General features: G+C 49.1%; 12 protein-coding genes. 1 reads left to right on the top strand and 11 read right to left on the bottom strand.

Annotated features, from left to right (window positions below; genetic code table 11):
• Positions 1 to 25 precede the first annotated feature (25 nt).
• The 8 genes from JNUCC31_RS18265 to JNUCC31_RS18230 all read right to left on the bottom strand — a co-directional run bounded on the left by JNUCC31_RS18265 (position 26) and on the right by JNUCC31_RS18230 (position 7,065).
• Positions 26 to 250 carry a hypothetical protein gene (locus JNUCC31_RS18265; RefSeq protein ID WP_053779639.1) on the bottom strand — a complete coding sequence of 75 codons (225 nt, stop codon included), beginning with the start codon at positions 248 to 250 and terminating at the stop codon, positions 26 to 28.
• 70 nt (positions 251 to 320) lie between these two features.
• Positions 321 to 1,121 (bottom strand): lipoate--protein ligase family protein, encoded by an 801-nt coding sequence (locus JNUCC31_RS18260; RefSeq protein WP_416234448.1) that lies wholly within the window; start codon positions 1,119 to 1,121, stop codon positions 321 to 323.
• A 272-nt stretch (positions 1,122 to 1,393) separates the two neighbouring features.
• A complete protein-coding gene (gene folE / locus JNUCC31_RS18255; RefSeq protein WP_024633001.1) occupies positions 1,394 to 1,987 on the bottom strand; it encodes a GTP cyclohydrolase I FolE in 594 nt (197 codons plus the stop codon).
• An 83-nt stretch (positions 1,988 to 2,070) separates the two neighbouring features.
• Entirely contained in the window at positions 2,071 to 2,334 is a 264-nt protein-coding gene (locus tag JNUCC31_RS18250) for a YneF family protein (RefSeq protein WP_192263097.1), read from the bottom strand.
• A 224-nt stretch (positions 2,335 to 2,558) separates the two neighbouring features.
• Entirely contained in the window at positions 2,559 to 3,590 is a 1,032-nt protein-coding gene (locus tag JNUCC31_RS18245) for an HD domain-containing phosphohydrolase (protein WP_062326241.1), read from the bottom strand.
• A 15-nt stretch (positions 3,591 to 3,605) separates the two neighbouring features.
• Positions 3,606 to 5,504 (bottom strand): tRNA epoxyqueuosine(34) reductase QueG, encoded by a 1,899-nt coding sequence (queG, locus tag JNUCC31_RS18240; protein ID WP_192263095.1) that lies wholly within the window; start codon positions 5,502 to 5,504, stop codon positions 3,606 to 3,608.
• 173 nt (positions 5,505 to 5,677) lie between these two features.
• On the bottom strand, positions 5,678 to 6,253 hold the full coding sequence (gene lepB / locus JNUCC31_RS18235; RefSeq protein WP_192273121.1) for a signal peptidase I: 576 nt from the start codon (positions 6,251 to 6,253) through the stop codon (positions 5,678 to 5,680).
• A gap of 386 nt (positions 6,254 to 6,639) precedes the next feature.
• Entirely contained in the window at positions 6,640 to 7,065 is a 426-nt protein-coding gene (locus JNUCC31_RS18230) for a GNAT family N-acetyltransferase (RefSeq protein WP_192263093.1), read from the bottom strand.
• A gap of 536 nt (positions 7,066 to 7,601) precedes the next feature.
• Between JNUCC31_RS18230 and JNUCC31_RS18225 the strand changes: the two genes are divergently transcribed.
• Positions 7,602 to 8,213 (top strand): superoxide dismutase, encoded by a 612-nt coding sequence (locus JNUCC31_RS18225; RefSeq protein WP_024632995.1) that lies wholly within the window; start codon positions 7,602 to 7,604, stop codon positions 8,211 to 8,213.
• A 447-nt stretch (positions 8,214 to 8,660) separates the two neighbouring features.
• On the opposite strand, the gene mutY is transcribed toward JNUCC31_RS18225, so the two are convergent.
• From mutY to nadE, 3 genes are all read right to left on the bottom strand, one after another.
• Positions 8,661 to 10,019 (bottom strand): A/G-specific adenine glycosylase, encoded by a 1,359-nt coding sequence (gene mutY, locus JNUCC31_RS18220; protein ID WP_192263091.1) that lies wholly within the window; start codon positions 10,017 to 10,019, stop codon positions 8,661 to 8,663.
• 60 nt (positions 10,020 to 10,079) lie between these two features.
• On the bottom strand, positions 10,080 to 10,496 hold the full coding sequence (acpS, locus tag JNUCC31_RS18215; RefSeq protein WP_192263089.1) for a holo-ACP synthase: 417 nt from the start codon (positions 10,494 to 10,496) through the stop codon (positions 10,080 to 10,082).
• Positions 10,497 to 10,941: 445 nt separating this feature from the next.
• Positions 10,942 to 11,751, bottom strand: a complete 810-nt coding sequence (nadE, locus tag JNUCC31_RS18210) for an NAD(+) synthase (RefSeq protein WP_192263087.1) — start codon at positions 11,749 to 11,751, stop codon at positions 10,942 to 10,944.
• Positions 11,752 to 11,801: the final 50 nt, after the last annotated feature.

The following is an 11,801-nucleotide window of genomic DNA, read 5'->3' as shown; positions in this document are numbered from 1 at the left end:
GGATAATTCTATGAACTTCACGCCATTAAGAGGCGCAACCCTCACAGGCCACATAGTTGTCGCCAACCTGTTTGCTAATCGCGATCAGATCGCCCAGCTTGATATCTTCTTCACCTGTAAATTCAAGATCCGCGATACGGGCAACGATCAGGGCAGCTGCTTCTTCCTTGCTTGTTGCCATTTGGCTGAATTCAGACTTTTCGCCTGTGGAAATGACCTCATATAAATACGTATATCTTAATGTTTCCATGTAGACACTCTCCTTTCGAAATCACATCATATCATCTCTATTACCCAATTCCAAGTCCAAGCTTGTGAACCTAATCGTAGCGCAGCTTCATCTGCTCGGCTGTGAGTCTTACGGCTTCCTGCTCCACGGTCAACACTCGGTTTGTCTCTGCCAGGGGATACCGCTGCCGCAGTGTGCGCACCAGCGATGCGGTATACGCCGCAGCAGAAGGGACACCTGCCAGTTCCTGCAGACTCGCCATCGTTCCAGGCCGGACATCGGGATACCCTTCGCTTGCATCGCCTGCTGCGTCCTGATAGAACTTGCGAACGTCTGCTGCCAGTTGGTCTCCTTGTCCTTCCACGATGATAAAAGCAGTAATAATATAAGCCTTGGCCTGTCTGCGCTGGGCAATTCCACAGAATTTCAGACCTCCCACACTGACATCATAATCACCAGGACAGAAAGCACCTTGGATTTCACCCGTCTGTGCCTGACTCGACCATGGTGTTAGCGATTCGGCGATCAGTGAAGCCATCTCCCGGAAATCATCATGAATATTGATCGCACGGCCCGGATTGGGCAAAATTAAAGACACGTTAACCACCCCTGGATTCAGCGGAACTGCTGCACCACCGGATGGACGAACACAGACCGCCGTTCCCATGTCTCTAATGCGTTCCATGGCTTCTACGGCATGTGGCAGCCTCCGATCCCGCAGCCCCGCTACAAAGGCATCTGGATGCCGCCAAATATGAGCAACAGGTAACTGCCCCTCCCCCACTCGGCGGCACATCACTTCTTCCCAGGCAAATGCTTCAAGAACGCTGCTTCCGTGGCGCAGCAATGGTGTCTCCCAAATCTGTAGACGCAAGGACGGGTGAAGCGGCATTGGTTGCTCTGCTCCCGGCGATCCGGGTTGATCTGAATTGGACGGTACACTCATATAATGATAGCCTCCGACTAAACTAATCTGGATAAATTGAAGTAATAGCGTGATCCTTATGTAGCACCTGGTGTGCATGCAAAAGTAATATATAAATAAGCCGGTTCCCCAGGGAACACGGCTTATTTTATGAAATCTTCCATGGGCACTAGCATCTATTCTGCCATTGCCAACGGATCAATACTTCGGCTTGTCCAACGAGTGGACTGAGCCCGATCTTAATCTTTCACGAGCGACAGGAACTCGGCACGCTGTGCCGGATTGTCACGGAAAGAACCACGTACAGCCGACGTTACCGTCTTGCTGCCAGGTTTCTTCACGCCGCGGGAACACATGCACAAGTGCTCACCTTCCACAACAACCATGACACCGTTCGGCTCTACCGCTTCAGTCAGAATATCGGCAATCTGTGAGGTAATACGCTCCTGAACCTGCAGGCGGCGGGTAACCGCTTCAACCAGACGGGCCATTTTGCTCAATCCCACAATCTTGCCACTCGGTACATATCCAATGTGCACCTTGCCAAAGAAAGGTGCCATATGGTGTTCACATTGGCTGTAATAGACAATGTCCTTCACAATGACCAGTTCTTCATGATTCTCGTCAAAAGTAACTCCCAGTACATCACGCGGGTCCACTTCATATCCGCCAAAAATCTCTTCGTACATCCGGGTCACACGTGCAGGCGTTTCAAGCAGCCCTTCCCGTGTACTATCTTCTCCGATCAGTTTGAGGATCTGTTCCACATGGTACTCGATCTTCTCCCGATTGTCGGATACTTTTGAATTCAAATAATCTTTAACGCCAGCCACTGCCGAACGCCTCCTTTCGAACCACATGCTGTAAGCAGTCATTCACTTCAGCATTATGCATAATTCGATTCAAAAAACAGCTTTTATTTTCGGCGGCCCGAGTTTTTACGCGCAGGATGTTGCCCAGGCTGAGGCATCTTCGCGCCAGGCTGCTGGTTCTTCATCATCTGCTGGGCGCGCTGCATTTGCTTGCCGTTCAGGTTATAACCCATTTGCTTCGCCATCTTCTGGAGCATGTCGGGATCACTTTGCATTTTCTCGAGTTGTTTACGCAAGTAGTACACCCCGATGAAAAATCCCCCGACCAGACCTACGATCAATGTAATAATCGGTATTACAATATCCATCTCTTAGACACCTCTGTATGCAATCTAAAAAGCCTGATGATCCGTGTCAGCACTTGATGTTAAACACTCAAGATATAAACATGTCACGAACCGGATTTCCTGAAAGCTATCATAGCATTTCCGCACGCCTTGAGCAAACGGATTTTCCAGTTGGTTTCTGAATTTGTCACCCAGCAAACGAACAGAAAACGGTGCCTAAAACTACTCAGGCAGATCCGAATCAGCTACGCAAGCACTGATTCTATGAAAACGGTTGTTTGCTGAGCCAGATCCACTTCTATCACATCCAGATCATAACGTGTACTGCCACGAGCAACCCGAATGACCGGCCTGCCGGGCAACCCCCGATGCTGACGTACAATAACTCCAGTCTCTTTGGTAGACAATCGAACAGCTGTTCCATTCGGATAAACGGACACACTTCGGTTAAATTCAATCAGAATATCACGGTCCAGCCTCGTGCCGGACATGGCCATCATCTCTTCACATGCTTCGTGTGGCAGCATGCTGCGACCCGACAAACCGTTAATCAGATTATCATACGTGTTAGCTGCACTGACGATTTTGGCAAACAGATGAATGTCTTTTCCCTTAATGCCTCTTGGCAGCCCTGTGCCATCCACATGCTCATGATGCTGCAGAGACGTATGTGCCACGAGCAGATTGAACTCCCGTTTGGATTTGATCAGCTCAAATCCCCTCCACGTGTGGTGCAAGGAAGAATTTGCTGCCGAACCGCTGCCGGATGACTCGCCCACTTTGCCGATATCATGCAGCAAGGCTCCAATAGCGAGATCCTTAAGCTGCACATAATTCAGCCCCAGATTCAGGCCTATGACAGACGACAGCAGGCATACATTCATGGCATGAACATACTGTGCGTTATCCTTGGTCCGAATATCGGTGAGCTGAACTAGCAGTTCACGTCCATTCAGGACATCGTTCAGCAGTTTGTCTATGCTGATTGCAACCTTTTTCGGGCTCCAATCCTTCCCGGAACGGATAGAGTCAAGCGTGACACTCATTTCATTAATTACTGCCTTTTTCGTGGCTTCATCCAGAATGTCTTCTGTATCCACATCTTTATACGCTTCATCCTGGATGTACAGCATGGTAACGCCAATACGCTTCAGCGTATTAACCATAAATACGGTGAGTTGGACTCCGGCAGACAGCAATACTGTACCGTTACCGGAATATACTGTTTTGCCCAGAAGCTCCCCCGCTTCCACGCTCTCCACGTTAACATACTTCATGAACGTCCCCCGCTCTTACGATTGCTGCTCCAATGTGAGCAATTGCTCTTTGGTTTGCAGACCGCCTACATAACCCACCAGGGTTCCGTCCTTGCCGCTGATGCGGTGACAGGGAATAATGATCGGAATCGGATTTTTGCTAATCGCATCCAGAACGGCACGAACCGCTTTGGGTCTCCCGATGACTTCCGCAACCTGTTGGTGTGATGAGGCCTCTCCATAAGATATATCGGACAGGACTTGCCATACCTGTAGCTGAAACGGTGTTCCAAACAAATCGAGCTTCAGATCAAACCCTTTTCGTTCTCCAGCAAAATACGCTTGTACCTGCTTTGCAGCTTCACTAAGCTTCTCTTCATTTCTCTCATATCGATACTCGCCAATCCAGGTACGGGCCCATTGTTGCAGATGCGCTTCACGCACGTGGAAAGCCCCAAAATCGATGTGACACAGGCCTTTATCCGTAGCACAGAGCGTAAGCGTACCAATTGGTGTCAGCACCTCATCGTAATAGACCGGCGTACCATGCAGGCCCGTTACGGCCGAAGGTTTCCATGCTGCCGCTTCCGGTTTGGCTGACTTTGTAGTTTGCCCGCTTTCCTGTTCGGGTGCATCTTCCGTTTTCTGAATCGACAGTTGCATGTCCAACGGGTTGTTCTGCTTGTTTTGTTCCTTCTGCTCCTTCTGTTCCTCAAGCTTAACATGGCTTACTTGCTTTGCCTTCGTCTTATCGGGTAAGGTCATGGACGCACTCAGTCGTTCCTTGGCCTTCTGCAGCATGCTTAGCACGTTCCCATCTTGTTCGTTAGCGGCAGCTTCCCCAATCGCTCTCATTGCGTCTTCTCCTCCAATTCTGCTCAGCGCCCAGGCTGCGGTTCCCCGCAGCTCAGGACGCGGATCTCGCTTCAGTACCTCGGTTAGTTTCGGTACAGCGGTTTTGTCTTTGAAATTGCCCAGGGCAATCACGGCGTTGCGCTGAATCGGCTTCTTGCCCCGCCAGGCGGCGGAGCTTTGGCCGAAACGCTCTTTGAATTCACGGTTGCCAATGTCCAGCAGCGGTAACAGCAAAGGCTTCACAATCTCCGGATCGGGATGAAACTCGGGATGATGATCCCAGTTCTTGCCACGATTCTTCGGACAGACGATCTGACAAGTATCGCAACCGTACAGACGGTTACCAATTTTCAGCATAAACTCTTCATCCACGAACCCTTTCGTCTGGGTCACAAATGAAATACAGCGCTGTGCATTCAGCTGTCCAGGTCCCACCAATGCTCCTGTTGGACAGGCATCAATACACTTCGTACATTCACCACAATCCTCCGTCACCGGTGTATCCGGCTGAAACGGAATATTCGTGACCAGTTCACCGAGAAAGATCCATGAACCGAATTTGGGCGATATAATGGCACAGTTCTTGGCGCTGAAACCAATCCCTGCACGCTGAGAGACTGCACGATCTACCAACGCCCCGGTGTCTACCATACTTTCGATCATGGCTTCAGGTACGCGCTCACGTATAAAATGAACCAGCTTGTCCATTGCTGCCCGCAGGACCTGATGATAATCCTGCCCCCAGGCGGAACGGGCCAGAATACCGCGATATGCGCCTGGCTCCGACTTCGGCGGATTGACCATCTTCGACGGATAAGCCACGGCAATGGCAATGAGCGAAGCGGGCTCGCCATCTTTCAGTTCAGGACGTACCCTTTTCTCAATATCAGGCTCCTCAAATCCGGACTCATAGCCTTTAGCCCGATGCTGTTCCAGTATGGATTTCAATGTCACAAACGGTTCTGCCGAAGCAAATCCAATATCATCAATGCCCAGTCCTGGGGCAGCAGCCTTAATCTCCTGTTTTAACTTCTCCCATACAGCGGCTGCCTGTGCTGCCCCGGTCTGTACGCTTGTCATGTCTCTTCCCTCGCTTCTTCCAGCTCGTATTCCGTAAACAGGGAACGCCCGCCTCACGGGGGAGGACAGGCGCTGATTTCGATATGCAAATCTTGCATAACGTATTTGAATATGAAACCGAGTCTATATAATTTACGCAAAATGCGTTGTGAAGTTGTTGTCCTGCTAACATTTTACAGTTTTCTGATCTCCGAGAACGGCCAAAAGATAAACTCTGCCCGGCCTACAATTTCACTGGATGTAATACTTCCAAACACACGGCTATCCTTGCTCTTGCCTTCATGACGGTTATCCCCCATCACGAAGTAATGGTCTGCTTCCAGCGTAACCGGTCCAAAATCAGGGTCCTGAACCTCCGTATCCGTATACGTTTCCGCTTGCTGCTCGCCATTCACGTACAAATGATGATCCCGTACTTCAATCGTATCTCCGGGAAGTCCGACAACCCGTTTGACCAGAAAATCCTTCTTCTCGACGCCTTCGCTTGGATCACGAAGTACGATGACATCCGAACGGGATGGTGTCCCAAAATCATATACAATTTTATTCACAAATAAACGGTCCCGCTCGACCAGCGTTGGCTGCATCGATTGCCCTTTGACCATCGAGAGATTGAATACAAACAGATTGAGAAGCATCATGATTACAAAAGCAATCACAATCGTTTTCACCCAATCCCACAGCTCTGCAGCCCAGGATTTTTCCGGCTGATCAGGCATTGCCGACCCGTTTCGTTCCTCTGGAGCCATATGCTCCGTAGAAAAGTTGTTGGAATTCACAGGGACACCTCGTTTATCAATTTTGTTAAAAACGTCTATTTCCGGACTCTCAGCACGTTGTCCACACATAAAGACGTTGCTCATCCAATAACAATAATTCGGTGCTCTATAGGTATATACGTTCAGTTATCGTCTAATTCGATGCATCATACTCTCTTTAAGTCTACTTCATTTGGAAGTGTGAAACAATTGGTTATGAGCACCAATATCCGGCAGAAGATGCGATGCGAAAACAGGAATAATCGGTGAATAGCGCACATATAAATAGAAAGGCGTATCCCTCACGTTGTTACACGCTGAAGAGATACGCCTAATATGAAATCAAAATCTGTTTTTTTTCTTTTTAACCATACAAACTAAGCTTTGGACAAGATACTAAGTTTCTGGAAAGCACTCATAATCTGATTGGCACCATAACCCATTGCTTCATACAGAGGCATGGCTACTTTGTTGTGCTCATCACCTGCCACCCATATTTGACTGACTTTACGCTGCTGGAACCGTTGTTCCATGGTCTCGACAAGTTTTTTGCCGACTCCGCGGCGACGATAGTCTGGATGGACCGCAATACGGTAGATGCATCCCTGGTTGTGATCAATCGTACCGATCAAAGCGCCGACGAGGTCTCCCTCTTCTTCTGCAACCATGATCAGGTCAGAATCCCATGACAATTGACGGGCAAACGGGCCCATCGTGTTCTCATAACACTCTTCCGATAGTGCAACCTGGAGAAGCTCCGTCATCTGGCTTGCATCACTCAACTGAAAGGAACGAACGTGCATGTCTTAAATCTCCCTTTTCGTTAGCTTAGATGAGGTTTTACAAAAAGGGGCTCCCCTTTTTACCAAAAACCCAATGTTCATATAATGACAAAAAACGAGAAAATACCGCTTCTTCGTCAATTAAACCATACTTTACGCCATAAAACACGCATTTTCTTTTGAAAGCGCTTAATTGTAATCGTTTACATCCGAATATTAAACTTTTTCTCTATTTAAACCCCGAAAATCACATAAATAGTTTCATAATGGGTAAAATATGTTTGTTATCTCTAACCCATGAATGGATTAACATTTGGGGGGACTTAATAAACAAAAATGTTGCTTAATTAGCCCGGATGCGGTTTAATATTAGTGACAAGGGTATTATTACATAGGTACCTGGGCAATTTGCATAAATCCTATGAGCGACTTTCATTCAGCAAGATATAGATCGAAGTGAACCTATTCGTCTAAAACTTGTCCCGGAAGCGATTCGAATTGAATTATGCAAAATGCTGACCTTAACAAAATCCAAAAATCTCAGGAGGTATTTCACTATGACTTTTCAATTACCAGCACTTCCTTACGCTAACGACGCACTGGAACCACATATTGATGCACAAACGATGGAAATCCACCACGATCGCCATCACAATACTTACGTAACGAACTTGAACGCAGCTCTGGAAAGCGCTCCTGAACTGCAAGGAAAAAGCCTGGAAGATCTGATCGCTAACCTGGACAGCGTACCTGAAGGTATCCGCACAGCCGTTCGCAACAATGGTGGCGGACATGCGAACCACAGCCTGTTCTGGGAAATCATCGGACCTAACGGCGGCGGCGCTCCTACTGGCGACATCGCAGCAGCAATCGATAGCGAACTGGGTGGCTTTGACAAATTCAAAGAAGACTTTGCAAAAGCAGCTACAACTCGTTTTGGTTCCGGCTGGGCTTGGCTCGTAGTTGGCAAAGATGGCAAATTGTCCATCACTAGCACACCTAACCAAGATAGCCCTCTCTTCGAAGGTCTGACTCCAGTTCTGGGTCTGGACGTATGGGAGCATGCTTACTACCTGAAATATCAAAACAAACGCCCTGACTACATCGGTGCTTTCTGGAATGTAATCAACTGGGACGAAGTAAACAAACGTTACGCTGCAGCGAAATAAGACTGTTAGCATAATAGAAGAGCCTGATTCGGTCATTGCGACCGGATCAGGCTCTTTTTAGTTAGGCAATACATAAGAAATACGTATGTTTCTTTATTTCGGTAGAAAACCGGAACCCTCATGAGCGTTTCTACTAACGAACTGGGGACACGCTATTGCTTCGTATTCCATTGCATGGAAAATCTAACGAATCACAGAGACGTTATTATCCCATGTGTTGACTCAGGTACGCCTTTTTAGTCGTTTCAGCTTAAATAACGCCACTCAGGTTCTTTAAAATTTATATTTCAAATTTATTCGCTTAATAAGATCTTTAGGATTCGTTAGCAGGCTACCCCTTCCAACAACCTTGTTTGGGAACAGCCTCTTGCATGCGTATGAACGTAGTCTGACATCCATAAGATGCGTTCTTCACTTTTCGTGAGGAGTTAAAAGTTAAGTTTAGCCCTATTCGTTCGCTTGATCATAAGCCCCTGCAAAATAACTGCTGATCAGCTTCAGAAAGATGTTCGGGAAGGCCATCTTGTCCATATCTTCCGGTCCGATCCAACGATAGGTCAGGCCATCGCCCTTCCCTGTCAGCATGAGCTGCGCGCTTGCGTTATCTGCCTGTGGTGATTCAGTTCGCAGACTCGGATCGTCCAGTAAGTTCGCAATTTGGAGTGCTTTTGTACTGAGCTGCTCCGAGTGATTCGCTGCCGACTCAAATGCAGCTGAAGCTGAGGAGGAGTTGTCCTTGGCGGCCGCCTGTGCGTCGTAGGCGGCTCTGGCTTCCGCGGCGATCAGCGGAAGCTCGCCATTCTGGTCCTGCTCGGTGCACTTGTACACCTGCAGGCCCCAGACAATATGGCTGAACACATGCTCCGCATGGGTAGCCAGCCCTTCCGGGCGGGCAGCGAAGCCTTCCGCCCATAGACTGCCGGCCAGCAAAGCCATGGCCGGCTCATCTGCCAGCGGCCCCGCCGCCTTGCCGGCTGCGGCGGGCGCCGCCAGCACATGCGGCAGCTCCCACATGCGGGCCAATAGGCCCGTTGCTGGGCGCTGGCGCACAAGCACTTGGCCGCGATGAGCGCCGCGGCCCTCCACAATGGCGACCAGCCGCTGCTCAGGACGCGGCGGCTTCGCCTTGGTCTTGACCGGCAGTGTGAGCTCCCGTCCGGCGATGCGGCCGGAACATTGCTCCATGACCGGGCAAGTCAGGCAGTGCGGCGCTTTGGGTGTGCACACCAGCGCACCAAGTTCCATCAGCGCCTGATTGAAATCACGCGCCCGCCCTTCCGGAATGAGCTCTCCTGCGAGCTCTTCCATCAACACCCGGGTGCTGCCCTTCATAATGTCCTCATCAATGAGGAAGTAGCGGGACAGTACCCGCATGACATTGCCATCCACCGCTGGCTGCGGCTGGTTGTAGGCAATGCTGAGAATGGCCCCGGCTGTATACGGGCCGACGCCTTTTAACGCAAAGACGGATTGCTTGTCCTGCGGCATCTCTCCTCCGTGCAGTTCCATCACTTGTCTGGCAGCTGCCTGGAGATTACGGGCACGGGAATAATAGCCGAGTCCCTCCCAATTTTTCAAGACCTCTTCTTCCGGTGCTTCAGCCAGCGCCTGTACGGTCGGGAAATTACCGATAAACCGATTGAAATACGGGATCACCGTATCCACCCGAGTCTGTTGAAGCATAATTTCCGATACCCATGTAAAATACGGATTGTTGTGGCGACGCCACGGCAAATCCCGTCTGTTAACCATATACCAATCCAGCAAATGGACGCTGAAATGTCGTTTCTGTTCCATTAAACCCATATTTCGTCCTCTCCTGTTACCGTGCTAACGTTATTCCCACTTTTCATTCCCTCATTGTTACTATTCCAGCCCGGGCAACGACTTCTCCATCTGCTCCACAATAGCAAAGGCCGCAGCCAATTCTGTCTGATGCGTAATACTCAGATGAATGTCATATTGTTTGCCGTAAGGCAACTGAAGTCGTTCCCATGCCTGAGCGGACAGTGTGGCAACGGGGCGCCCTTTCTCATCAGGCAGCACCTCAATGTCGGTAAAACTCATCTTGCTCCCGATGCCGCAGCCAAATGCCTTGGACACCGCTTCTTTTGCTGCAAATCGACCGGATACAAACTCTGTCATCCGCTTCCCCCGATGATTGGCAATCTCCCGCTCTGCAGATGTTAAAATCCGATTCATAAATGCTTCCGCATGGCGACCGGACAACAGCTTGCGCATCCGTCCTATCTCCAGCACATCGTTACCAATGCCATATATCATTAACGCTTCACCCGCTTAATCTTTCATACTGTAAGAGGTTGTTCAAAAGTCCGCTTTTGATTACGAAGGATGCCTAATGGCATCATCAGCTTCGAACATGGAATTCAGCCGAATAAGCATATGCTTACGAAGGATGTTTCCTTCGGAAACATTGTAGTTGCTCACGTAGTTTTCCCTACGCTCCGCTACTCCATTTCTACCTTCATCCCATCTTCTTGGTACTGAAAACCCCTTTTTGAAAATGCATTGTAAAAGATCTCCATTCCGTCGCATTATCCGTAACTCTCCGAACACGTATTCTATTGTAGCAGGAGGGGGGCGCAGAAGCGAGTACATCCTATCCACATAACAAAAAAGAGTCGCTGCTTATGCAGAGACTCTTTGCTTGTTCACCCTGTTCAGATACGGGTCTTAACCATTCACGGCTGGCACGCCTGCATCGTTATTAGATGCCAGGAATGGCATTGCGTTTGTGATGTGTACGCTTGTAGAATGCTTCAAGACGTTCCTGTGCAGCCGGGTCGATTGGTTTGCCTTCCAGATAGTCACTGTTCGCTTCATACGAAATACCCAGTTCATCCTCATCTGTCTGGCCTTCCCATAATCCCGCCGAAGGAGCTTTGTCCAAAATGGACTGCGGTACGTTAAGGTAGGCAGCCAGCTGACGCACCTGACGTTTGTTCAGACTGCTCAATGGTGTGATATCGACAGCACCGTCACCCCATTTGGTGTAAAAGCCCGTAATGGCTTCGGAAGCATGGTCTGTACCTACCACCAGCAAATTTTCCTCAAAAGACAGAGCATATTGCATCACCATGCGGGTTCTCGCTTTCACGTTCCCTTTGCCCTGGTGAGTCATATGACGCGGACTGCCCATGGATTTGAAGCCTTGCTCCACTTCAAGAGCAATCTCGTTAACGGCATCTTCAATGTTTGTTTCCACGACATGCTTCAGGTCAAAAGCTTTCGCAACAGCATAGCTATCGCCGATATCCGATTGCTCCCCGTAAGGCTGGAACACACCCAGCGTCTTGTATTCCTGATTGTTCTCGGCAGTCAGCTCGTCCGTCGCTTTTTTGCAGAGCGCAGCAGCTACAGCGCTGTCTATACCCCCACTAATCGCAATCAACAATCCTTTGGAACCTGCGTTTTTTACATACGTTTTGAGAAAATCAACGCGTTTGCGCACTTCCTCTTCTTCATTAATGCTTGGTTTAACCTTCAATTCAGCGATGATCTGTTGTTGCAAACTCATCGTTCACACACCCCGTTTCTACAATAATGAAATTTGATGTCCACTTTGAA

Origin of the sequence: Paenibacillus sp. JNUCC-31 (assembly GCF_014844075.1) — a bacterium.
In the GTDB taxonomy this organism is placed as follows: Bacteria; Bacillota; Bacilli; order Paenibacillales; family Paenibacillaceae; genus Paenibacillus.
The sequence above is the reverse complement of the archived record's forward strand: the minus strand, read 5'-3'. Positions and strand labels throughout refer to the sequence as shown.